General features: G+C 41.8%; 24 protein-coding genes. 15 read left to right on the forward strand and 9 right to left on the reverse strand.

Annotation, left to right across the window (positions count from 1 at the left end):
* Nucleotides 1-46: 46 nt before the first annotated feature.
* The 9 genes from ACCB35_RS06915 to ACCB35_RS06955 all read left to right on the forward strand — a co-directional run bounded on the left by ACCB35_RS06915 (nucleotide 47) and on the right by ACCB35_RS06955 (nucleotide 8,503).
* Nucleotides 47-367: a YxlC family protein gene (locus ACCB35_RS06915; RefSeq protein ID WP_374056311.1), complete on the forward strand. Its 321-nt coding sequence runs from the start codon at nucleotides 47-49 to the stop codon at nucleotides 365-367.
* Nucleotides 364-576 (forward strand): sigmaY antisigma factor component, encoded by a 213-nt coding sequence (locus tag ACCB35_RS06920; protein ID WP_374056312.1) that lies wholly within the window; start codon nucleotides 364-366, stop codon nucleotides 574-576. The genes ACCB35_RS06915 and ACCB35_RS06920 overlap by 4 nt, the downstream gene beginning before the upstream one ends.
* Nucleotides 573-887: a YbjQ family protein gene (locus tag ACCB35_RS06925; protein ID WP_374056313.1), complete on the forward strand. Its 315-nt coding sequence runs from the start codon at nucleotides 573-575 to the stop codon at nucleotides 885-887. The genes ACCB35_RS06920 and ACCB35_RS06925 overlap by 4 nt, the downstream gene beginning before the upstream one ends.
* Nucleotides 888-1,446: 559 nt before the next feature.
* Nucleotides 1,447-3,204 carry an ABC transporter ATP-binding protein gene (locus ACCB35_RS06930; RefSeq protein WP_374056314.1) on the forward strand — a complete coding sequence of 586 codons (1,758 nt, stop codon included), beginning with the start codon at nucleotides 1,447-1,449 and terminating at the stop codon, nucleotides 3,202-3,204.
* Nucleotides 3,201-5,219, forward strand: a complete 2,019-nt coding sequence (locus ACCB35_RS06935; RefSeq protein WP_374056315.1) for an ABC transporter ATP-binding protein — start codon at nucleotides 3,201-3,203, stop codon at nucleotides 5,217-5,219. The genes ACCB35_RS06930 and ACCB35_RS06935 overlap by 4 nt, the downstream gene beginning before the upstream one ends.
* Before the next feature lie 124 nt (nucleotides 5,220-5,343).
* Nucleotides 5,344-6,246 carry an ABC transporter permease subunit gene (locus ACCB35_RS06940; RefSeq protein ID WP_374056316.1) on the forward strand — a complete coding sequence of 301 codons (903 nt, stop codon included), beginning with the start codon at nucleotides 5,344-5,346 and terminating at the stop codon, nucleotides 6,244-6,246.
* Nucleotides 6,239-7,264 (forward strand): ABC transporter permease subunit, encoded by a 1,026-nt coding sequence (locus tag ACCB35_RS06945; RefSeq protein WP_374056317.1) that lies wholly within the window; start codon nucleotides 6,239-6,241, stop codon nucleotides 7,262-7,264. The genes ACCB35_RS06940 and ACCB35_RS06945 overlap by 8 nt, the downstream gene beginning before the upstream one ends.
* 367 nt (nucleotides 7,265-7,631) lie before the next feature.
* Entirely contained in the window at nucleotides 7,632-8,012 is a 381-nt protein-coding gene (locus tag ACCB35_RS06950) for a hypothetical protein (protein ID WP_374056318.1), read from the forward strand.
* Nucleotides 8,009-8,503 carry a hypothetical protein gene (locus ACCB35_RS06955; protein WP_374056319.1) on the forward strand — a complete coding sequence of 165 codons (495 nt, stop codon included), beginning with the start codon at nucleotides 8,009-8,011 and terminating at the stop codon, nucleotides 8,501-8,503. Before ACCB35_RS06950 ends, ACCB35_RS06955 begins: the two co-directional genes overlap by 4 nt.
* 56 nt (nucleotides 8,504-8,559) lie before the next feature.
* Here ACCB35_RS06955 and ACCB35_RS06960 read toward each other — a convergent pair whose 3' ends face one another.
* Nucleotides 8,560-9,168, reverse strand: coding sequence for an NAD(P)-dependent oxidoreductase (locus tag ACCB35_RS06960; protein WP_374056973.1), 609 nt, complete (start codon nucleotides 9,166-9,168; stop codon nucleotides 8,560-8,562).
* A gap of 201 nt (nucleotides 9,169-9,369) precedes the next feature.
* Between ACCB35_RS06960 and ACCB35_RS06965 the strand changes: the two genes are divergently transcribed.
* From ACCB35_RS06965 to fumC, 4 genes are all read left to right on the forward strand, one after another.
* On the forward strand, nucleotides 9,370-10,194 hold the full coding sequence (locus ACCB35_RS06965) for an amino acid ABC transporter substrate-binding protein (RefSeq protein WP_044338049.1): 825 nt from the start codon (nucleotides 9,370-9,372) through the stop codon (nucleotides 10,192-10,194).
* Nucleotides 10,178-10,873: an amino acid ABC transporter permease gene (locus tag ACCB35_RS06970; protein WP_044337816.1), complete on the forward strand. Its 696-nt coding sequence runs from the start codon at nucleotides 10,178-10,180 to the stop codon at nucleotides 10,871-10,873. The genes ACCB35_RS06965 and ACCB35_RS06970 overlap by 17 nt, the downstream gene beginning before the upstream one ends.
* Nucleotides 10,874-10,906: 33 nt before the next feature.
* Nucleotides 10,907-11,641 (forward strand): amino acid ABC transporter ATP-binding protein, encoded by a 735-nt coding sequence (locus tag ACCB35_RS06975; RefSeq protein ID WP_374056320.1) that lies wholly within the window; start codon nucleotides 10,907-10,909, stop codon nucleotides 11,639-11,641.
* A 182-nt stretch (nucleotides 11,642-11,823) separates the two neighbouring features.
* A complete protein-coding gene (gene fumC / locus ACCB35_RS06980; RefSeq protein ID WP_374056321.1) occupies nucleotides 11,824-13,209 on the forward strand; it encodes a class II fumarate hydratase in 1,386 nt (461 codons plus the stop codon).
* 107 nt (nucleotides 13,210-13,316) lie between these two features.
* Here fumC and ACCB35_RS06985 read toward each other — a convergent pair whose 3' ends face one another.
* The 3 genes from ACCB35_RS06985 to ACCB35_RS06995 form a co-directional block, all read right to left on the reverse strand.
* Nucleotides 13,317-13,535: an alpha/beta-type small acid-soluble spore protein gene (locus ACCB35_RS06985; RefSeq protein ID WP_034763234.1), complete on the reverse strand. Its 219-nt coding sequence runs from the start codon at nucleotides 13,533-13,535 to the stop codon at nucleotides 13,317-13,319.
* A 592-nt stretch (nucleotides 13,536-14,127) separates the two neighbouring features.
* On the reverse strand, nucleotides 14,128-15,225 hold the full coding sequence (locus tag ACCB35_RS06990; protein WP_044337812.1) for an ABC transporter ATP-binding protein: 1,098 nt from the start codon (nucleotides 15,223-15,225) through the stop codon (nucleotides 14,128-14,130).
* Nucleotides 15,226-15,322: 97 nt separating this feature from the next.
* Nucleotides 15,323-16,240, reverse strand: coding sequence for a PucR family transcriptional regulator (locus tag ACCB35_RS06995; protein ID WP_374056322.1), 918 nt, complete (start codon nucleotides 16,238-16,240; stop codon nucleotides 15,323-15,325).
* A gap of 148 nt (nucleotides 16,241-16,388) precedes the next feature.
* On the opposite strand from ACCB35_RS06995, the gene ACCB35_RS07000 reads away from it, so the two are divergent.
* The gene (locus ACCB35_RS07000; RefSeq protein ID WP_044337810.1) at nucleotides 16,389-16,649 is read left to right on the forward strand and encodes a metal-sensitive transcriptional regulator; all 261 of its coding nucleotides are present in this window, start codon (nucleotides 16,389-16,391) and stop codon (nucleotides 16,647-16,649) included.
* A 171-nt stretch (nucleotides 16,650-16,820) separates the two neighbouring features.
* Here the strand turns inward: ACCB35_RS07000 and ACCB35_RS07005 are convergent, their stop codons facing one another.
* Complete coding sequence (locus ACCB35_RS07005) at nucleotides 16,821-17,009, reverse strand: hypothetical protein (RefSeq protein ID WP_374056323.1); 189 nt, start codon at nucleotides 17,007-17,009, stop codon at nucleotides 16,821-16,823.
* A gap of 97 nt (nucleotides 17,010-17,106) precedes the next feature.
* The gene (locus ACCB35_RS07010; protein ID WP_374056324.1) at nucleotides 17,107-17,316 is read right to left on the reverse strand and encodes a YheE family protein; all 210 of its coding nucleotides are present in this window, start codon (nucleotides 17,314-17,316) and stop codon (nucleotides 17,107-17,109) included.
* 126 nt (nucleotides 17,317-17,442) lie between these two features.
* Here ACCB35_RS07010 and ACCB35_RS07015 point away from each other — a divergent pair, with 126 nt between their 5' ends.
* Nucleotides 17,443-17,841, forward strand: coding sequence for a ferritin-like domain-containing protein (locus ACCB35_RS07015; RefSeq protein ID WP_299739948.1), 399 nt, complete (start codon nucleotides 17,443-17,445; stop codon nucleotides 17,839-17,841).
* Nucleotides 17,842-17,880: 39 nt separating this feature from the next.
* Here ACCB35_RS07015 and ACCB35_RS07020 read toward each other — a convergent pair whose 3' ends face one another.
* Genes ACCB35_RS07020 through ACCB35_RS07030 form a run of 3 tightly spaced genes read right to left on the reverse strand, consistent with a single transcriptional unit; the run spans nucleotide 17,881 to nucleotide 21,526 of the window.
* Nucleotides 17,881-19,068 carry a YheC/YheD family protein gene (locus ACCB35_RS07020; protein ID WP_374056325.1) on the reverse strand — a complete coding sequence of 396 codons (1,188 nt, stop codon included), beginning with the start codon at nucleotides 19,066-19,068 and terminating at the stop codon, nucleotides 17,881-17,883.
* On the reverse strand, nucleotides 19,065-20,438 hold the full coding sequence (locus ACCB35_RS07025; protein ID WP_374056326.1) for a YheC/YheD family protein: 1,374 nt from the start codon (nucleotides 20,436-20,438) through the stop codon (nucleotides 19,065-19,067). Before ACCB35_RS07025 ends, ACCB35_RS07020 begins: the two co-directional genes overlap by 4 nt.
* Nucleotides 20,438-21,526 carry a YheC/YheD family protein gene (locus tag ACCB35_RS07030; RefSeq protein ID WP_374056327.1) on the reverse strand — a complete coding sequence of 363 codons (1,089 nt, stop codon included), beginning with the start codon at nucleotides 21,524-21,526 and terminating at the stop codon, nucleotides 20,438-20,440. The genes ACCB35_RS07025 and ACCB35_RS07030 overlap by 1 nt, the downstream gene beginning before the upstream one ends.
* Nucleotides 21,527-21,530 lie beyond the last annotated feature (4 nt).

Here is a 21,530-nt window from a genome sequence, read left to right on the forward strand (position 1 = left end):
CGGGTTCATCATGGGATCATCCGGCTGAGGAAGGAGTTGAAAATAGATGAACAACCATCAGGAACATAACGATGAATTAAAGAAATTACTGGAGGACGGATTTCAGTCAATTGATGAAGACATAAATGAAAGCACCCCATCCCTGCAGTGGTTTGAGCAATTAGTAGAGGATCAGCAAGCGCAGCTGAAAGCCAGGTTTAAACGAGATCTCATCATCTTTCTTCTTCTGGCCTGTTGTATCTTGACTGTGTTTTCCTTTACGTTATTTCAAATGCCTATTCTATTTCTTCTCCTTCAAGTGGCCATCTTTTTGGCAGCATCGATTTTTACCGGCATAACATATACGAAAAAGGTGAAAAGGATATGACAAAAGAAGAACTCTATATTTTACCCCTTGTCATCCCGATCCTTTTGACTCAAAGTATTTACCTGTTTATCGATGCCCGGAAGAACGGGCATAACTATTGGTTCTGGGGAATCTGGGGATTGATACAGTGCCCATTTCCACTTATCTTTTATTTCATATTTGCAAAGAAGATGTGGAGAAAATTCAAGGCAGGGGAGAGAGAATCATGATTATAGTGACAACCGATTTTGTACCAGGTAAAGAAGTAAAAGAATTACGAGGATTTGTAAGGGGAAGTACCGTACAAGCCAAGCATATTGGTAAAGACATTATTGCCGGTCTTAAAACCATTATTGGTGGAGAGATAAGCGAGTACAGTGAGTTGATGGAGGAAGCAAGAAAACAAGCGATTGATCGTATGATGGAAGAAGCTTCACGAAAAGGTGCAAATGCCGTTATTGCCGTTCGTTTAGAAACCTCCGCCGTCATGCAGAACGCTTCAGAGATTATTGCTTACGGAACGGCTGTCGTCATTGAATAAATGACAAAAGCATGGAACAACGTTGGTTAACTAATGTAGTGTTTTCACATATAGTATATAGAAAATTAATAATAAAAATAATATTGACACAATTTCAAGCATATAGTATGGTTATTAATGGAATAAATAATTAAAATGAATGGAGGGTTTGTGATGATGAAAGTGTATACAATTCATGGAGTACCGGCAGTCTTCAATACCAATTTCATATCATCACATAACCAGTTACATTAACCATTCTGAATTACGAATATTAATGGCACAGGTTATGCATATAATCTGTGCTTTTCTATGTCCTAAAATAAAGACGGACGTTTTTAAGGCGCAACAGATTGGTAGGTATTTAATGGAATCCCTATCAGATCTGGTGATAAAAGCCTTAGGCGTCGGTCTTTTTTTTCGTTTAGGTGTACCCAAGGACCATCCTTGATCACATATAAGAACCTAATTTCAGAAGGAGGAAATGATTATGTCAATTGTTCAAATGAAGAAGATGATGTCTGCTGTGGAGACAGAAGGCGGATAGTTGGGAAAGTTCAACAAGAGGAGGTAATGTGGAATGTTTAGTATTTTTAAGAAATTATCGTGGTTTTTTATTGAAAATTGGAAGAGATATACGGTGGCGATCGTTCTATTGACGATTGTCGGAATCCTAGATGTGATTCCCCCTAAGCTTGTAGGAAATGCCATTGATGACATTCACCTGGGTGCGATGACGTGGGATGTCGTAGGGGAATATCTGTGGCTGATCGCCGGGATCGCTTTCATTTCGTACGCAATGACGTATGTATGGATGTATCAATTATTTGGAGGGGCCTTTCTGGTTGAACGGAAGCTCCGCAGTAAATTTATGGGACATTTGTTAAAGATGACACCGACGTTTTTTGAGAAAAATCGTACGGGAGATTTAATGGCAAGGGCAACGAATGACCTGAAGGCCATCTCGGTCACAGCCGGTTTCGGAGTATTGACCCTAATCGATTCCAGTGTCTTTATGTTAACGATCCTTTTTACAATGGGGTTTCTTATCAGTTGGAAACTGACCATAGCGGCTATACTGCCTTTGCCGATCATGGCCATGTTGATGAAGGTTTACGGTGCGAGAATTCATAAGCGATTCACGGAAGCTCAGGATTCGTTCGGTGACTTGAATGATAAAGTGCTCGAGTCGATTGCAGGTGTACGTGTCATTCGTGCGTATGTACAGGAAAGAGCGGATGAGAAGCGTTTCGCTGATATGACTGAAGACGTCTATAACAAGAATATCGGTGTGGCAAAGATTGATTCCCTCTTTGAACCAACAATCAAAGTCCTTGTAGGGTTGAGCTATTTAATCGGACTTGGTTATGGAGCATATCTTGTGTTCCATCAATCGATCACATTGGGAGAGCTTGTTTCCTTTAATGTGTATCTCGGGATGCTGATTTGGCCGATGTTTGCGATTGGGGAGTTGATCAATATCATGCAGCGCGGGAATGCCTCACTTGACCGGGTTCAGGAGACTCTCGATTATGTACAGGACGTCCAGGATTCTGATAACCCTCGATGGATAGATTCTCCTGATCGTATAGGATTTAAGGAAGTTGACTTTCAATATCCCTCCTCACAGGTGTTGAATCTGTCCAATATCAACGTGAATATCCATCAAGGAGGAACTCTTGGAATCGTCGGGAAGACCGGAAGTGGGAAAACAACCTTTATCAAGCAGCTCCTCCGTGAATACCCTTCCGGAAAAGGAGATTTGTCCTTAGGAGGGGTCCCAATCAGTGAATTGACTATCCAGCAAGTTAGGAATTGGATCGGTTACGTGCCCCAGGATCATGTCCTTTTTTCAAGGACCGTTAGAGAAAATATTCTGTTCGGCAGACATGATGCGACCGAGCAAGATCTTGAAAAAGCCATTGAACTTGCTGATTTTAAAAAAGACCTTGAAATGCTTCCAGATGGATTGACCACTCTTGTAGGCGAAAAGGGTGTGGCCCTTTCAGGCGGTCAGAAGCAGCGGATTTCGATTGCCAGGGCACTGATCAAGAATCCCGAAATCTTGATACTGGATGATTCGTTGTCGGCAGTGGATGCGAAAACAGAAGCGAAGATCATTGACAATATAAGAAAAGAACGTGAAGGAAAAACAACGATTATTACGACTCATCGTCTTTCGGCGGTCCAGCATGCAGATTGGATCATCGTATTTGAAGATGGAAAAGTGGTAGAAGAAGGGGTACATGAACGACTCCTTGAAAACGGTGGTTGGTATAAAGAACAATTCGACCGTCAACAAGTTGAAGATTCCTCACTGGAGGAGGTGGGCGCATGAACGTCGGAAGAAAACTAGTCGATTATGCCCTTGTATACAAAAAAATCATTATTGCTGCCCTCCTGATGCTTAGTGTGTCAGTAGCGGCAGAACTTGCAGGACCTTTCATTGCAAAAAAACTGATCGATGATCATATTCTTGGAATAGAATCAACCTGGTATGAAACAGTGGAGGGAAAAGAAGCTGTTTCCTATGAGGGCAAATGGTATAAGCGTGATCAGTATTTCTCTGAAGGGGAGACCAAAGGGGAAGACATCCGTATTCTCCAAGTGGGAAGAGAATTTTATTTCGTTCCTTCTGCCATCTCCTTTGATGGAGAACGATCTGTCACAGCAGGGGAAATGACCATTACAAAAGGGGATGAGTCAGCAACCTATCCCGCCCAAAAACTTACGGGGAACGAGCTGCTGCGTTTTTATAATCCGGAAATCCCGAAGATTATCAAATTGATTGCTTTTTATTTCGGTTTATTGGTAATCGCCGCCTTTTTCCAATACGGTCAGCGATTCTACCTTCAGAAGGCTGCTAACCGTGTGATTCAGAAAATGCGTAATGATGTGTTTCAGCATATCCAGAAGCTGCCGATCCGTTATTTTGATAATCTGCCGGCAGGGAAGGTCGTAGCGAGGATCACAAACGACACGGAAGCGATCAGAGACCTGTATGTAACAGTTTTATCAACATTCTTCTCCAGTACAATTTATATCATTGGAATTTACATCGCACTCTTTATACTGGATGCAAAATTAGCGGCCATCTGCTTGATCCTGATCCCGATTCTGGTTGTGTGGACGTACCTGTATCGTATTTATGCGTCTAAATACAATCACATCATCAGATCGAAAGTGAGCGATATCAATGCCATGATCAATGAATCGATACAGGGCATGAACATCATTCAGGCTTTCAGCAGAGAGAAGAAAACAAACGAAGAATTTGAAGACTTGAACGAAACACACTTCAAGTATCAAAACAAACTTTTAAGTTTGAATTCTATGACCTCCCATAACCTTGTAGGGGTGTTAAGAAATATCACCTTCGTGGCATTCATATGGTATTTCGGAGGTGCATCCATCGGGGTGGGATCGGTGGTGACATTGGGCGTACTTTATGCCTTTGTCGATTACATCAACCGTTTGTTCCAGCCGGTGACGGGAATCGTGAATCAGCTTGCAAACCTTGAACAGGCACTAGTGGCAGGTGAGCGGGTTTTCCGACTGTTAGAGGAGACTGGAACTCCTGTTGAAGATGAGAAAATGAACCGATATGACGGGAATGTCAGCTTTGAGAATGTATTCTTTGGATACAAGGAAAATGAATATGTGCTGAAGGATATCACGTTTACCGCAAGCAAAGGCGAAACTGTTGCCCTCGTGGGACATACAGGTTCGGGGAAAAGCTCCATCATGAATCTATTATTCCGTTTCTACGATACCAATGAAGGGAAAATCCTGATTGACGGAAAAGACATTGTGGATATACCCTATCAAACGATTCGCGAGCATATGGGAATCGTCTTACAGGATCCTTATTTGTTTACAGGAACAATCGCATCCAACGTAAGTCTTGATGACCCAAGGATTTCAAGGGAACAGGTGGAAGAGGCACTCAAAGCCGTTGGTGCGGAAAAGGTGTTCAAAAACCTTGAGAAAGGCTATGACGAACCCGTGATCGAGAAAGGAAGCACTCTTTCTTCAGGGCAGCGTCAATTGATTTCCTTTGCAAGGGCACTTGCCTTTAATCCGGCCATTCTGATATTGGATGAAGCGACGTCGAGTATTGATACAGAGACGGAAGCCATCATTCAGGAAGCGATGGAAGTGTTGAAGAAGGGAAGAACGACCTTCATCATCGCTCATCGGCTTTCTACGATTAAGAATGCCGATCAAATACTTGTTTTAGATCGAGGGCAAATCGTCGAACGGGGCAATCATGACGAATTGATGAAGCGGATGGGACGATATTATCAAATGTACCAGCTTCAGCAGGGGGCAAAAGGTGATATGGCAGGATAAGAGGGAGGCATCTGACGATCGCAGTCGGATGCCTTTTCTTTTTGGTTTTTTTATCCAGAAAAAGGATTTTTGTCGTCCTGACAAGAAGAGTTAATAGATGCTCAGATATAAAAAGGGGGAAATCATGAAAGCAATTCGTCAATTACTGCTGATTATTATAGGCTTTATCCTGATCAGCGTGCTGCCCGTTTTATTTTATGGAGGAGGAAACGCTGAATTATATTATTTGATGATGAATGATGAGGGGAATTCATTTGGCTTTTATCCGAAAGAGTATTTCCTAGGAATTTATCACATAATCACACAGATCTTCCAACAAGATCAGTGGATGTTGTTTGTATTAGGTAAAGAGTATCCACTTCAGGATATTCTGGCGGAACGTTATTTCTACTCCATGAAGGTATTCTTATTTTCACTGGGGTTGTCGGTGGGCATCTCATTTTTTGTAAGTCTATTCATCTCTCTTTCTTCTAAATGGGTGCAACGTGTATTCTTAAGTCTGGTGAATATCCTCGAATCGCTTCCTGATGTATTCATAATCATCGGAATACAACTGGCTGTAGTGATGTATTTTCGTCATACCGGTGTGTTAATAGGGGATATCGCCATGACGGATGAAGAATTATACCTGTTGCCGGTCACCTGTTTAACGATCGTGCCGACCGTATTTTTAATTAAAACCATCGTCCTCCTTTTGAAAGAGGAAGACCAGAAACCCTACATAGAGCTCGCCAGGGGAAAAGGTCTCAATGCGTTTCAAGTGTCAGTGACCCACGGTTTCAGAAACGTAGTCTACAGCTTATTCTACCGATCCAAAATCATTTTCTCCTTTATGTTATCCAATTTGTTTATTTTAGAAAGATTGTTCAATATGAGGGGAATCATGGATTTATTGATTTGGTCGAGTGGATTTACATTCGTGATTATTTCCACGGTCATATTCCTGCCCTTCTTTTTGGTCTTTACTCTGATCGAGATGCGAATGAAGAAGAGCATCGGATTAAAGGAGGACGGGACCTATGCTTAAAGATCTCTGGAAGCAGCCACAGTTTCTGATTGGATTTCTTTTCATTACTGGACTGCTAGCTCTGAGTTTTTTATACGAACCATTTATAGAAGAAAAGGTGAAGATGTATAGTTTCTTTAAGCATAACGGCGAAACAGTAGGACCTCCGTTCACGCCGGCTGAGCTGCCACCGTTCGGTTCCGATCGATTAGGGCTTCCCTTGTGGTCATATGTGATTCAGGGGGCCAAGTTTACCATTGTCATTGGATTGATCATCAGCCTTCTTCAAGTGATACTGGCTTTCTCATTATCGGTGCTTTTTATAAACTTCTTTAAAAAAGTCCAGAGGGTATTTGAAGAGTTGGTAGAGTCCATGGTCTATATCCCCATGGCTGTCATCGCCTTCATGCTCCTTTCACCAATCAGTTTCGTCATCGATGAACCGGAAAAGGCATTTGTGGAAGTGTTAAGTATTCAAATCTTTATCCTGACGCTGATCGGCATTCCGCCATTGATTGTAGTCCTATCCAAAGAGATCAAGAAAGTGCTCCAGGAAGAGTTTGTCCTGAGTGCCAGAACGCTGGGAGCAAGTGGCTTTTCCTTGTATCGGAGGCATGTTCTAAGAAATTTATTCCCTCGTCTGATCCTGTTGTTTTTTCAGCGAAATGTGGCGGTACTGATATTATTCGCTCATCTCGGCTTTCTTGAGATTTTTCTGGGAGGTGCGGTAGAGAGGGAAATCATGATGGGAGTAACACGATTGTTTTCTCTTTCCAATGAATGGGCCGGTAATATCGGAAAAGCCTACTTTGAACTGATGGTGGCCCCATGGATCCTGTTTGTGCCCCTTATTGCACTCTCCTTCACTGTGCTTTCCTATAATCTCATGGCAACCTCGCTTCAACGGGTATTGTTGGGAGACAAGGCGAGATTGAAGAGAAACAGGAAAGGGGATGGGGAGCAGAAGATATCGGTATCCATGGAGGGTGTGGAAAGTGAAATGTTTGTGAGGGAGTCTGAGGAGTCATATAAGGGTTAGGAAGTGCGTTTTGAAAATAAAATCCCAAAATTGAAAATAAAAGTTGGGAAATTGAAAATAAAATCCCAAAATTGAAAATAAACTTCTCAAAGTTGAAAATATCCTGTTGATATGAGGTTGCAGATCCCCGGAGATAGATGAAAATCCTACTGAAGACAAAAAAATTATGTGTTTATGGATAATTACGGATTCTTTTTGGTAGAAAAACGACAAAATGATCACCAATTAGACCCTGTCATTCAAGGGAAAATACTATTTCCTGTTAAGAAAACAGGACTTTCGTGGGATTTTGTCGTTTTAAATCGAATTTCTCCCTTTATCAATGTATAATTTAATTGATAAAAAAGTTTCATAAAGGGAGGATCCTATGATGGGATGGGCAATCGCCATTTTATTTGGGACAGCAGTTGTGCTGCTCATTTTATCGTTTATTAAAACGACACAAACCAACTCGCAGCTTGAGCAACAGATAGAGCATGTATCGATTTCTGTGTTGAATGAGGTTCATGAATTGGAGAAGCAGTTACGAAATATTCAATTAGATGCAGAAATTACAGCCCAGCAGGCAGGGGTTGCACCTGCGGCTTCTGAGGAACGCACCCTGCTGCGTGAGATGCTTGATTTGTATAAAAGGGGCTATTCCATTGAAAGCATAGCAGGAAAAAAAAAGCTCAACCCTAATGAAGTAGAACATCTGCTTGCGCCATTTATGGCCCAAAAAGCTGAAAGGGGCTTAGTAGCACAATGAGAGTGACACCTAATTCATTGCGCAGTTTTGCTGCAGGTCTATTAATTGCAACCACAGTAATTGGGTCTGTTTATTTGTTTGGTCCTTCTGAAGCCGAAAGCACAGGGAAAGTGGAAACCGTTAAAACGGAGAAACTTACAGAAGAAGAAATGGTAAAACAACTTACTTCCAATGGCTTTGTTATACATACTGAAGATGAATGGAACAAGCAGATTGAAGCCATGAACGAGAAGCAGGAAGAGAAAGAGGCAGACAAACAAGACGATAATACCGACGGTAAGGTTATATTCAAAACGATGCTCACCGTTTCTTCGGGTATGACAAGTATCGACGTCGGAAATGCCCTTGAGAAAGCCAACATCATCAAAAGTGGTTTGGACTTCTACAAAGAAGTGGAAAATCGTGGTCTTGAGAACGATTTACGCCCAGGTACCTTTGAAGTCGAAAGTGGGATGACCACTGACGAAATTATTTCTACCATTTTTAAATAATGGGACATCGGGACAGGTTATCTGTCCCTTTTTTTATCCATTTGAAACCCACGAACTCAATAACATAATCCGACCCGGCTCCTGATATAGGAGTCGTCTTCAAGCTGTTGGAAAATAAAATCCCCGGTGTCGTACATGGAAATGCTTTTCCCACCTTCGGGAAGAACATCTCTCTCAGTCCTGTAATTCCCCAACCTTTCTCCATCGGGCAGATAGGTCGGACAAACGACGGTCCAATCCATTTCCGATGCCTGCAGCATTAAAAAGGCCCGTAGATGGTCTTCTGCAGCTGTCGTGCTCCTGCGTTTCGATTCATTTGACTGAAAGCGGTAGAGGCTTGAATCCTTCCGTGCCTGGAGGATGCCTGCCGTACCACAGATGATGATCCGTTTCACTCCATGACATCTCATGGCTTTTAACAGAATCGGCATACTTCTTGAGAGGACGTCATCTTTATCTGTATTCAGGCAGCTAATCACTGCATCAGAGCCCTCGATGGTCTTCATCACGTCTTCTTCGTTCAATACATCACCTACAATTTCCGTGCCTGAGGGGTCTATTTCACTTCCCCTGCGCACTAAACGATTTACTTCATATTTTGACATGGCTTGTTGAAAGACGACGGACCCCACCCGACCCGTACTACCGAATATAGCTATTTTCATCATTATTACCTCCCGTTTCCTTAAAAAATAGTGTATCTCATAATCGGGAATTTTTACATGATTGTGTATTCAGGGATACATACTAGAAGGTGAGAAGAAAAATCTCGAAATGAAAACTTTTATGTTGACTTATTTCCTGGAACGTTTTATGATGACAATCGTAACGAATTTAAATCCGATAAGAATAGTGGGGGTTTTACGATGAAAAAGTGGAAATTATCCATCATCATGCTAATCGCCTTATCCATGGTATTAGCTGCATGTGGTCAATCTAAAGATAAAGAAGGTTCAAGTGGTGATTCTAAAGAAGACTCTAAAACATCACTTTATGATCAAGTCATGGAAGAGGGCGAATTACTTGTTGGAACGGAAGGTACATATCCTCCTTTCACATTCCATGACGAATCCGGGGAACTGACTGGATTTGATGTAGAGATTGCCCGTGAAGTAGCAAAGCGCCTTGGCGTTGAAGCGAAATTCCAGGAAACACAATGGGACGCGATGTTTGAAGGGTTGAACTCCAAACGTTTTGATATGATCGCAAACCAAGTGGGAATCCGTGAAGATCGTCAGGAGAAATATGATTTCTCAACACCATATATTGAATCGAGTGCAGTAGTGGTTGTATCCAAAGACAATAACGATGTTAAGACATTTGAAGATATTAAAGGATTGACTTCTGCTCAATCTCTGACAAGTAACTATAGAGATATCGCTGAAAAAAATGGAGCGGAAATTCAACCTGTTGAAGGTTTGGCACAATCTATCCAACTGCTTGAACAAGGCAGAGTAGATGTAACTGTAAACGATAAAATTTCAATTCTTGACTATTTAAAGAAACAGCCGAAAGCGAATGTCAAAATTGCAGCTGAAGCTGAAGATGCAGGACAAAGTGGTCTTATGTTCCGTAAAGGAAACGACAAGTTAGTAGAAGAAGTAAACAAAGCGTTAGAGGAAATGAAGGAAGACGGTACGTACAAAGAGATTTCTGAGAAATGGTTCGGAGAAGATGTATCTCCTAAGTAGTATCTACCAGGACCCTGAAGCAATGATTGATATTCTACAAAGCTCCCTGCTTCCAATGCTAGAGGGGGCTTTGTATTATTCTATCCCTCTGACGCTGATTTCTTTTGCTTTAGGAATGATCCTGGCCGTCCTTACTGCCCTTGCCCGATTGTCCAATGTAAAGATTTTAAGGGGTATTGCACGATTTTATGTATCTGCGATTAGGGGAACACCATTACTTGTTCAATTGTTCATTATTTTCTACGGATTACCGACACTTGGAATAAAGTTCGATCCGTTCCCGTCTGCCATCATTGCTTTCTCATTAAATAAAGGTGCCTACTCCTCTGAAATCGTCCGTGCAGCGATTCAATCGATTCCCAAGGGCCAATGGGAAGCAGGCTATTCCATCGGTATGACGTATTCACAGGCTTTAAAGAGAATCATCCTGCCTCAGGCTACCCGGGTTTCCATCCCGCCATTATCGAATTCATTCATCAGCCTGGTGAAGGACACGTCGCTTGCTTCACTGATTCTTGTAACAGAAATGTTCAGAAAAGCACAGGAGATTGCTGCGACCAACTATGAGTTCCTGCTTATGTACATGGAAGCCGCACTCTTGTACTGGATCATTTGCTTTATCTTATCCATCATTCAAGGCCGTATCGAGACACGACTAGATCGATATATTGCCAAGTAATTATATGCCGCAACAAATTAAAGGGGATTGAATATGATTTCCATCAAAGGATTAACGAAACGATTTGATCAATTAGAAGTGTTAAAGGGAATGAATGTAGAGGTGAATAAAGGACAGGTAATCGTCCTGATAGGCCCTTCGGGTTCAGGGAAAACAACCTTCCTGCGTTGTTTGAATGCCCTCGAAATCCCTAATGACGGAACCGTTTCAATAGGCGGAACCTCCGTTGATTTCAATAAAAAAGTATCCAAGCAAGAGCTTATTAAACTAAGAAGAAAGACAGGGATGGTGTTCCAAAACTACAATCTGTTCCCTCATATGACAGCCCTGGAAAACGTCATGGAAGGACCTACTATTGTACAGAGGCGCAATAAGTCTGAAACAAGGGAAAAAGCCATCAGACTGCTTGAAAAAGTAGGATTGGGTGACAAAGTTGACTACTACCCATTCCAGCTTTCAGGAGGACAGCAGCAAAGGGTAGGAATCGCCAGAGCACTTGCTATCGAACCTGAAGTCATGCTTTTCGATGAACCCACCTCAGCACTCGATCCTGAACTGGTTGGAGAAGTTCTGAAGGTCATGAAGGATCTTGCCGAAGAAGGGATGACAATGGTTGTCGTTACTCACGAAATGAGATTCGCGAAAGAAGCGGCCGATAAGGTCATTTTCATGGATGGAGGATATATCGTAGAAGAGGGAACGCCACATGAAGTCTTCGAAAACCCTACGAACGAACGTACGAAACAATTCCTTAATTTAATACAATAGAGTGAAAAAGATGAATGAGAAAACTGCTCATTCATCTTTTTTATGTTCATGAAAAAACAACTTAACATTACGATTTAAAGAATAAATTGATGAGTCTTTAATAAACTTCTCAGAAAAAGGTTAGTTCACCGGGATTAGTGGAAATATGGTAATAATAAGAATAAAACAAGGGAGGAACCAGAATGGAATATCGTATTGAGCATGACACAATCGGAGAAATGAAGGTGCCGAAAGAGAAATATTGGGGTGCCCAGACTCAGCGGAGTAAAGAAAACTTTCAGATCGGTACAGAGAAGATGCCCATTGAGGTTACATATGCCTTTGCACACCTGAAGAAGGCGGCTGCGGTTGTTAACCATTCACTTGGAAAGCTTTCAGAAGCGAAGCGGCAAGCAATCAGTACAGCATGTGATGAAATACTGGAAGGAACATGGGATGATCATTTCCCCCTTGTCGTATGGCAAACAGGTAGCGGTACTCAATCCAATATGAATGTAAATGAGGTAATTGCCTATCGTGCGAATGAAATCCTTGGAGAAAATGGTGTAGATGAAAAAGTCCATCCCAACGATGATGTGAACATGTCCCAAAGTTCCAATGATACATTCCCGACAGCTATGCACATCGCAGCATATCAGGAAATCGAAACAAAGCTTTTTCCGGTCCTTCAGGAATTCACTATGACGCTGAAAGAAAAAGAAAACCAATTTCAAGACATCATCAAAATAGGTCGTACCCATCTTCAAGATGCAACGCCATTGACGCTGGGACAGGAAATCAGCGGGTGGAGGGCCATGATGGAAAGATCCTATAGTATGTTAAGAGAAAGCGTTCATCGATTAGTCAACCTGGCTATCGGGGGAACGGCTGTAGGGACGGGCATCAACGCCCATCCAGAATTCGGTGACAGTGTGGCAAGACAATTAGAAAATCAAACAGGAATCAAGTTTCTTTCATCAGATAATAAGTTTCATGCCCTAACGTCCCATGATGAAATCGTGTACGTACATGGTGCTGTAAAAGCCCTGGCTGCGGATCTTATGAAAATAGCGAATGATGTAAGGTGGTTAGCAAGCGGGCCCAGAAGTGGAATTGGAGAAATTACGATACCTGCCAATGAACCGGGAAGTTCCATCATGCCTGGCAAAGTGAATCCGACCCAAAGCGAAGCAGTGACGATGGTAGTGACACAAGTCTTCGGAAACGACGCGGCTATAGGATTTGCCGCAAGTCAGGGTAACTTCGAGCTGAATGTATTTAAGCCAGTCATCATTTATAATATGCTGCAATCCGTACGATTGCTGACAGATGGAATAAAGTCTTTCAACGACAAATGTGTGAAGGGACTAGAAGCGAACGTAGAGGTAATAGAAGACTTTGTTCAACGGTCTCTTATGCTTGTAACCGCATTAAATCCTCATATCGGGTATGAAAAAGCTGCTGAAATTGCCAAGAACGCTCATAATGATGGCTCTACACTAAAAGAAGCAGCCATAAAATCAGGCTACTTAACAGAAGAGCAATATGACGAGTGGATTGATCCCGCAAACATGGTCCATAATAAGTAACAGGAAGAACTGGCTCTGAGCCAGTTCTTCTTTATAGTGCCTGACTGACATATTTAAAACCCCCGGCCAAAAACCGGGGGCTTGATCCATTCATATGAAATTGCTAATTATTTTTGGTACCCGCCACCGATTTGTTGTTCAGCCATTTGAACTAGGCGTTTTGTGATTTCTCCACCTACAGAACCGTTAGCACGAGCTGTTGCATCTGGCCCTAATTGTACACCAAATTCAGAAGCGATTTCGTACTTCATTTGGTCGATTGCTTGTTGAGCTCCTGGAGCTACTAATTGGTTAGATGAATTGCTGCGAGATTGTTGCTGTTGCATAATCTGTCATCTCCTTAAAATGTATAAGTTTTTTTGGTTGGGTTAGCTGGACTTGCACCAGCCCGCTATTCCATGAGCGACCATCTTTAGTATGGTGTAACCCATCGAGTTGGGTGTAAGAAGGCTTGTTGCTGCCTTGTTACTAGGTATTATGGTTTTTCCGGGGAATTATATTCAACGTGGGGACAGGGAATTTATTCCTGTTAGTTACCTATAAGTTTTCTACATAAATCATCATGAATGTAAAAAGGATAACACTATACAATGATTAGATTGAAAGTATGGTGACACAGCATGAAAGCTTGCGCATTATGTAATGGAATCGTTGAATATAGGGGGCTTTGCAAAAAATGTGGGGACTCTACAACGGATCAGGGAAGATATTATGATTTTTACGATGAGTACAGTGCGTACATGGATATACAGCATGTACAATTAGCCGATGGCATTCCGAATAGCAGCTGCTCGGAAACTTGTCTGCATCTGTTTATTTGTGTACGATGTGGTGAAGAAGAGGGCAAAAGCATAGATTTGACGGAGTTTTAATAAAAATGGCGCGCCCTCGGTAAGGGTGCGCCATTTTCTTTTATTTTTATCGAATTCTGGACTCGGATTCTGAATCAAAGAAATGAGCTTTGTTCATATCAAATGCCAGTTCAATCGTTTGACCAGCCGCAATATCTGTGCGGGAGTCAACGCGTGCTACAAACTCTTGTCCTTCTAATTGAGAGTAAAGCATTGTTTCAGCACCCGTTAATTCAGATACTTCAATTTTCGCCATGATTTTGGCACCTTCAGCAGTATCTAAGAACAAGGGTTCATCATGAATATCTTCAGGACGCACTCCGAGAATAATGCTCTTGCCTACATGCCCTTGTTCGCGAAGCACTTTCATTTTTCCTTCTGGTACCGAAACCTTAGCATTACCGATAACGAATTTTCCCTCTTCAAGGGATCCGTGGAAGAAGTTCATGGCAGGTGATCCAATGAATCCGCCTACGAAAACATTTTCAGGCTTATCGTATACTTCTTTTGGAGAACCAACCTGTTGGATGACTCCATCCTTCATGACAACGATACGTGTTGCCATTGTCATTGCTTCTGTCTGATCATGTGTTACGTAGATTGTTGTAGTTTGTAAACGTTGGTGAAGCTTGGCGATTTCCGCACGCATTTGCACACGAAGCTTAGCATCAAGATTGGATAATGGCTCATCCATTAAGAACACTTTCGCATCACGGACGATGGCACGGCCAAGTGCCACACGCTGACGCTGACCGCCTGATAATGCTTTCGGTTTACGATCAAGCAGTGCTTCAAGGCCAAGGATCTTAGCCGCCTCTTGAACACGACGGTCAATTTCCTGTTTATCGAACTTACGTAATTTAAGACCAAATGCCATATTATCATATACGCTCATATGTGGATAAAGTGCATAGTTCTGGAAAACCATGGCGATGTCACGGTCTTTTGGCGCTACATCGTTCACGCGTTTCCCGTCAATGGAGAAATCTCCTTTTGAAATTTCTTCAAGTCCTGCAATCATTCGCAGAGTAGTTGATTTTCCGCAGCCAGATGGTCCAACAAATACGATAAATTCTTTATCTTGAATGTGAAGGTTAAAGTCATTTACTGCCGTTACCTTCCCATCATAAATTTTGTGGATGTGATCTAATTTTAATTCAGCCATCTTTCTTTCTCCTCCTTGAAATGCAATCGTTTTCATCTATAGATTCATTGTAGAGAAAGCGGATTCAAAACGATATGGTCAACCTGCACAAAGTTCCTTAATCCTTTTTAGGCAGGTTGTCAGATTGAAAGTTCAAGCAGGCGAAATAAGCCAATATACCGCCTTGAAACGTTTTAATATCAATATTGGTCTTTTCAATAAACTTATCAATTCGATACTGGACGCTGTTTCGGTGCATGAATAATTTCTTGGCGGTTTGACTGATATTTGATTGATTCTCGAGAAAAGCTTTTACGGTATAAATCAGTTCAGCATCCTCCCTGAAGATTTCGGCAACCTTCGAGAATAACTGTGTTCTCCACTCCTGGGGTAAATGATGCAGGGTGAATGCAGGCAGCACCGTCACTACGGTTTGAATAAAAGACTGCTTCTGAACCGTCCTGGAAAACGAAAACAACTCCTGCTCATATTTAAAAGTGAGAGGGAAATATGAATCAATTACTTGAAATTGACCTATGAAAAATGAAAGACTGACAAAGAAGTCCGACTCAATCACATGTGAAATCGACAGCAATTGCTCTTCATCCATATTCCATTCATTTTTCTCTTCAATGAGTAACCCCATATTGTCATCTAGTAATACAAGAGTCGTGTTGAGAGGTAAAAGGTGTTGAAACGCCTCTTTTAATAGAAGCTGGTCCAAGCTTTCCTTCATGGAGAATTGAATGATACGGAATTCTCCTGCTATATTCGAAGGGAATGGTCCGTTCTTAAATAAAAAGGAGAACCATTCCATAGATTGGGGAGAATCATTGCCGGGGCCAGATGGGTTCTTAATCTCTTTGAACAAACAATGCAATAACTCCATTTCCTCTTGAGTGATCTCGCTTCTATCAATCCCTATGTATTCATCAGCCGCATCATTTGTAAACCAAATCTTTGTCGCTTCGAGGTTGATTGGATAATGATCTTGAATAATTGCAGCAGGATATTTTTTACGTAAAGGTGTAAACATGTCATCCCTCTTTGTTCATTATTATAGTAAAAAAGGTTATAATGATATTGTACTGAAATAGTTCGAGTAATCAAAGGGTACATGATTGCAAAAATTCACTAATTTTAATACTATTGTAGAATGAATAAATCATTATGAGGTGTCCAAAATGGAATATAATAAAGAAGTTACGAATCGAATGAAGCGTCTTGAAGGACAAGTCCGCGGCGTTTTGAAAATGATGGAAGAGGAAAAACATTGCAAAGATGTTGTGACTCAGTTATCTGCCGTACGTACTGCCGTAGACCGTACAATCGGCCTCATTGTAGCCAAAAATCTGGAAGCTTGCATACGCGAATCAGAAGAAGAAGGCATCAATGCAGAAGATGCTATTCAAGAAGCGGTCAATATGCTTGTCAGAAGTCGATAAATAGTAAAAAGCTGCCGAAGGATCATGATCCTTTTTGGCAGCTTTTTTGTTGGCCAGCTCCAGCGCCTAGCCCCTCGAGGTCATAAGTCAGTCTTGCTAAAAAGGCAAAGAGCGCCTTTCCAGCAAGCCCGCCATATGCTTGTCGGGGCTGAACAAGGCGCTTCCGCTTTTCTATTTAGGCGGTTCTTCATAGTCCGTGATTTCTATCGCTTCTTCAATGTTGGTGGTGTTTTCCCTCATGTGGACGGAACCTCCGGACATTCCTTCGTTGATGAAGCGGTCAACATCGAGAAATGCTTTTTCTTTTCCTTCATAATTCGTATCTGGAAGGAATTGATCGTCTTTATTATCCTTTTTCATGCTCATCAGCCTCCTTTCTTTAGTTTTGGAAAGGGGGCTGAAGTTATTCATGATGAACAAAATAATTTATTATCTCATGTGCATTATGTGAATTTTATCAATCATAAACATGGAAGAGCATTAGTTCATGCAGTTGCTTTATAAGGGTTTCTTCCTTCTCCACTGGTGGAGTGGGACCGGTCCATTCAACCCTCCCGTCTTTATGGTAATTCCCTTGGTATTTCAACCCGCTGAAATAAAAGGAAAAGGTCCAGCCGGGCAGCTGTTTATTTTCGAACATGCTTTTATATTGAAAATGTTGGATCATTGTTCATCACCTCCATCATTATTGTAAACGTTTTAAACCAAGCTGTGTAGGATTGGTAGTTAAATGTATCATAAATGGAATTCTCCTCTAATAGAATTTACTGAAGAGATAGGGGAGGGACGAAGAATGAATTCGTTTATTCGTGATTTGCAAAAGGCGATCAGTGATGAATGGACAGCCTATTATTTCTATAAAGAATTAAAAGGACGGACGAATAATCCATTATATGTAGAGTTTATCGATCATGCCCAGAAGGATGAAAAAGAGCATTATGAAATGTTTCAATACCTCCATTATTTATTAACGGGAGAGTATTACGAGCATAAGAAAGAGAAGGTGGGGTTTACTACTTTTAAAGAAGGAGTCCTGCGGGCACTGAAGGATGAGCTTGAGGCAGCAGAATTCTACCGGGACATGCTGCTGGAGATTCCGAATCAACAAGCATATAAGCCCCTGTTTATTGCCATGACAGATGAAATGGAACATGCTACGCGGTTTTCTACCATCTATAATTCATTGCGATAGACTAAAAATGAAAAAGGTTGAACCAGCCCGGATTCAACCTTAGTTATTTTTTGCGCTGAGTGTGAGAAATGTGCGGACGAGCTGTTGTCGCCGTTTGCTTTCAATTTCTTCTTCATCAAAGCTCATGGGCTTTGAGTTGATTTCAAATAATACAAATCCCCCTTGTTCCCTGGGAGCTAAGTCGATGGAAAATTCTCCTACATACCCAAAGGATTTAGCCAGCTCTTCTCCACATTCTTGAACGATCAGTGAGATCTCCTTTTTTGTTTGAGCGTCTGCCACTTCTTTGAGTGAAATGATCTTTCCTCCTGTAGGTACATGAGTTGTGACTTCCTGCCGCTGGGACATGCGGACTCCGATACCTATTAAACGAAAATCTTCTCCCGTGTGAAGAACTAAAATCCGGAAGTCATAGCGGTGATCATGCAATGTTTTACAGGAAACTGCTTCCTGCATGATCCATTGATTACTCTTAAACCATTCGCTATAGGATTGAAGTAGACGGGATACGTTCATAAACCTCTCCATTTTTTTGATGCTTTTGCAAAGAATACGTCCGTTGGAATCCATCTCAATGAGTCTGATTCCTTTTCCTTGAGAGGCAAGTGAGTGTTTCACATACACTTTTTTATGTGTTCTAAGAAAGCGGATAAAGGACTCTTCATTTGCTACAAGTTCAGTTTGAGGCAGGTAAGGCGCGAGTTCAAGGCTCCTGGAAAGAAGCTCGTGAATTTTCCATTTATTAAAGAAATGAGGGTTGAAAAAAGGGATCTTGTGTTTATTGATGAAATGAATCAGCTTTTCATATGCTTGATTTTCCTCGGCATGCCTCGAGGGTACCCGATTGTAAATGACATTTGGAACAGGGAACATACATTTTACCCATTTGTTCAAAGGCTGATTGTACATAATCCCCGAAATGGTCTCTCCGAATACATCCTGGGGGGAAAAGACGAAGCAAATCCCCCCAGCCTGTTCTACGTCTTGCTGGATTGCCCTGAATAATTCAAAGTTCCCTTTGTATTTATTGCTTTCTTCCTTACTTGCGACAATCCCGATCAACGGGATCGCCGGGATGTTCTTTTGCTTGGAGGTGATTGTAAATTGATAGCAGTCCTTTGAATCTTTAGAAGAAAGAAGAAATGAATTCTTAGCAAATCCAAATGTCGTAATGGATTTTTCTTCATGAAAAAAGGTTTTCTTTACCCGATCATACAGGATATTCATGGAATCATTTCCTCGGGATGATTCAAGCTTTGCTGAGTAAGGAAGATCCCGAATGATAAGGCGAGTTTTCTTGTTAATAAGTCAAAGCTTTTAAGGTGTGGGTGAGAAAAGATCGATCTTCCCGGCTTAGAGTTTGCTTCGAACATCCAAATACGGTGATTTTCGTCCACTCCGAAGTCAAAGCCGATTTCTCCAATATATCCTTCCAGATTTCGTTCGATGGCAAGAGAAAGTTTTAAAGCAGCATCCTTAAGTGCATCTTCAATACATTGTCGATCCGCTTCATCTGTAAACAGCTCGGATAGAATCTTTACTTCTCCTCCGTTATTGGCATGGGTTGTCACACTCCCGGATCCGGCAACTTTTCCAGCCATAGCGCTTACCTGCCAGGCACCTTCTTCATCTTTGTTCGTATGCACCCGGAAGTCGATTGGACGATTGTTTTCCTGCAATAAGGAAATCCCTTGTTGAACGATAAAGGTGTCAAGGTTTCGATGTTTAAACACCGTATTGACAAGCTGCTCCAGGGTTTTGAATTTCAGTAAGCGGTTTTTGTGATCTTGATCTCTGAACCTGCAATAATACTCCTGGGTTGAGCGGCTATACGTAATCTTGTGAATGCCGTTACCCAGGCTGCCATTTCTGGGTTTTAAGTAAATATGCTGGTAGGTGGCAAGCATGCGTTCAATCTCATCGAATGATTGAAAAGGATGTGTTTCTGGGAGGAAATGCTGGACAGAAGAATCGTTTTCCAATCGTTCAAACAAATCAAGCTTATTAAAGAACCCTGGATTGTACCAGGGAATACCGTACTCCCTCTGCAGCCTCTCTTTGAGACTCTGATACGTTTTCCTTTTTTCACTGCGGCGGTTTGGCAGTCTGTCATAAATGACATTGGGAAAAGGGATCTCCTCGATTTCCCATCCTTCTCCAAAGTGAAAATAACCCTTTACGAGTCCGTTCTCCCAATCAATATGCCGCTCCCCGAACACAAAGGGAATGACTCCCAGGGATGATTGGACAGATAAGAGCTTTTTGAAAAAATAGGAACGCTCACCTATGGGACTTAAGCGAAAGCTTGTGAATCCAGAGGTGAATATACCTATGAGCACTCCTGCATATAGACAATCTTCTTTACACAAGAGTGAAAGGGACTTTACTTTAGAAGGAAGATGTATCTTCGCAGCTAAACCCGAGCTAATGCCTATCACGTTACGTCCGTTCGGATGACGCTTACATTCGGCGGCTTGCCTTGCAGTTCCAAGGATCACTGTATGAGGGAGCGTTTTTCCCTCCAGCTTGAAACCAGAGGGAAGATAGAGAAGGCTTTCTTCACCTTGAAATTGTTCTATTTTGTACGTTTTAAGCATTAGAAATCACCTCGTTTTAGTGATGAGAGACATTGGGAAGCCATGAAATCACAATAATCTAAAGGAGCTCGAAATAACGAAGAAAGCTTCTCAGGGCCTAATTCATCGACTACCTTATGTCCCGGCTTTGAGTTCATATCCAGTATCCACAGTGATCCATCTTCTGCAATAATGATATCCACGCCAATTTCAAATAGAGATGAAAACTGTTCTTCCAGTATTAAAGGCATTTCTTCCAGGATGTCAGTGAGTTCTTCTTCAATATAGTCCCATGAAGAATCCTGTAAAGCCTTCCAATCACTGTATGATCTATAGGAAGCCCCCCGGCTGATATTGGTCAGAAGTCCCTTCTCTTCCCCTACTCGGATCGCCCGCTGAAATTCTCTCCATTCTCCATAAGCGTCTTTATTCAGAAGAATGCGAAGATCAAAAGGAGCATCGTCTTTCGTCAGGTTGAGAAGGCGCTTTTGACAAATGAATGTGTGCTTCTGAAGAATTCGGTTCAGCCACTTAAGAAAAATCTCTTTGTTAGGAAAGGATTGTTCCATGATCCCTTGCTTTTTTGTTGTTCGAACGACTATGTCCTGTTTGCTTATCACGAGATGGTAAACGGCATATCCATGGGCCCCATCGACTGGTTTGATTATTATATCTTTATGTTCGGTAAGAAGATTTAATAAATGAATTCCATCGGTCACAAGGTGCGTTTCAGGTATATAGGGGGAGAGAGAAGTCTTTTTAAGTTTTTCGTATAGATGCCATTTGTTTGGTAGTCCATAGCCGAGAAATCGAATATGCTTCTGGTTTTTTAGCCACTGAACAACGGCCTTTGCTTGACGGGACTGCATATCCTTCTGGTAATACGTACGGTCATAGATATATACGGGGATTTCAAAGGCTTCATTTTCCCATGTTTGTGACTCCTTATTGAAATAGTATCCGTCCACCGTTTCGTGTAAAGGAGAAATTCCTTGGGGAGAGAACAGATACAGGTCAATAGGATAAGAGAGGGATTGCTTCGCAATTTCAGTAAAGTAGCTGTTCGTTACTTGTGGAGTCAGGGTCATAATGCCCATTGAATGGTTCATCGTT

The sequence above is a fragment of the Rossellomorea sp. FM04394 genome (genome assembly GCF_041889765.1).
Taxonomy (GTDB): domain Bacteria; phylum Bacillota; class Bacilli; order Bacillales; family Bacillaceae_B; genus Rossellomorea; species Rossellomorea aquimaris_B.

Bases quoted from the DNA above. Each gene is read 5' to 3' on its own strand.
- ACCB35_RS06965 (WP_044338049.1), top strand. From the start codon at position 9,370: ATGAAAAAGTGGAAATTATCCATCATCATGCTAATCGCCTTATCCATG.
- ACCB35_RS06960 (WP_374056973.1), bottom strand. From the start codon at position 9,168: ATGAAAATAGCTATATTCGGTAGTACGGGTCGGGTGGGGTCCGTCGTC.
- ACCB35_RS07020 (WP_374056325.1), bottom strand. From the start codon at position 19,068: ATGAATATCCTGTATGATCGGGTAAAGAAAACCTTTTTTCATGAAGAA.
- ACCB35_RS06950 (WP_374056318.1), top strand. From the start codon at position 7,632: ATGATGGGATGGGCAATCGCCATTTTATTTGGGACAGCAGTTGTGCTG.
- ACCB35_RS06955 (WP_374056319.1), top strand. From the start codon at position 8,009: ATGAGAGTGACACCTAATTCATTGCGCAGTTTTGCTGCAGGTCTATTA.
- ACCB35_RS07015 (WP_299739948.1), top strand. From the start codon at position 17,443: ATGAATTCGTTTATTCGTGATTTGCAAAAGGCGATCAGTGATGAATGG.
- ACCB35_RS06915 (WP_374056311.1), top strand. From the start codon at position 47: ATGAACAACCATCAGGAACATAACGATGAATTAAAGAAATTACTGGAG.
- ACCB35_RS07010 (WP_374056324.1), bottom strand. From the start codon at position 17,316: ATGATCCAACATTTTCAATATAAAAGCATGTTCGAAAATAAACAGCTG.
- ACCB35_RS06985 (WP_034763234.1), bottom strand. From the start codon at position 13,535: ATGCAACAGCAACAATCTCGCAGCAATTCATCTAACCAATTAGTAGCT.
- ACCB35_RS07005 (WP_374056323.1), bottom strand. From the start codon at position 17,009: ATGAAAAAGGATAATAAAGACGATCAATTCCTTCCAGATACGAATTAT.
- ACCB35_RS06975 (WP_374056320.1), top strand. From the start codon at position 10,907: ATGATTTCCATCAAAGGATTAACGAAACGATTTGATCAATTAGAAGTG.
- ACCB35_RS06935 (WP_374056315.1), top strand. From the start codon at position 3,201: ATGAACGTCGGAAGAAAACTAGTCGATTATGCCCTTGTATACAAAAAA.
- fumC (WP_374056321.1), top strand. From the start codon at position 11,824: ATGGAATATCGTATTGAGCATGACACAATCGGAGAAATGAAGGTGCCG.
- ACCB35_RS07000 (WP_044337810.1), top strand. From the start codon at position 16,389: ATGGAATATAATAAAGAAGTTACGAATCGAATGAAGCGTCTTGAAGGA.
- ACCB35_RS06995 (WP_374056322.1), bottom strand. From the start codon at position 16,240: ATGTTTACACCTTTACGTAAAAAATATCCTGCTGCAATTATTCAAGAT.
- ACCB35_RS06920 (WP_374056312.1), top strand. From the start codon at position 364: ATGACAAAAGAAGAACTCTATATTTTACCCCTTGTCATCCCGATCCTT.
- ACCB35_RS06945 (WP_374056317.1), top strand. From the start codon at position 6,239: ATGCTTAAAGATCTCTGGAAGCAGCCACAGTTTCTGATTGGATTTCTT.
- ACCB35_RS06925 (WP_374056313.1), top strand. From the start codon at position 573: ATGATTATAGTGACAACCGATTTTGTACCAGGTAAAGAAGTAAAAGAA.
- ACCB35_RS06940 (WP_374056316.1), top strand. From the start codon at position 5,344: ATGAAAGCAATTCGTCAATTACTGCTGATTATTATAGGCTTTATCCTG.
- ACCB35_RS07025 (WP_374056326.1), bottom strand. From the start codon at position 20,438: ATGCTTAAAACGTACAAAATAGAACAATTTCAAGGTGAAGAAAGCCTT.
- ACCB35_RS06970 (WP_044337816.1), top strand. From the start codon at position 10,178: ATGTATCTCCTAAGTAGTATCTACCAGGACCCTGAAGCAATGATTGAT.
- ACCB35_RS07030 (WP_374056327.1), bottom strand. From the start codon at position 21,526: ATGAACCATTCAATGGGCATTATGACCCTGACTCCACAAGTAACGAAC.
- ACCB35_RS06990 (WP_044337812.1), bottom strand. From the start codon at position 15,225: ATGGCTGAATTAAAATTAGATCACATCCACAAAATTTATGATGGGAAG.
- ACCB35_RS06930 (WP_374056314.1), top strand. From the start codon at position 1,447: ATGTTTAGTATTTTTAAGAAATTATCGTGGTTTTTTATTGAAAATTGG.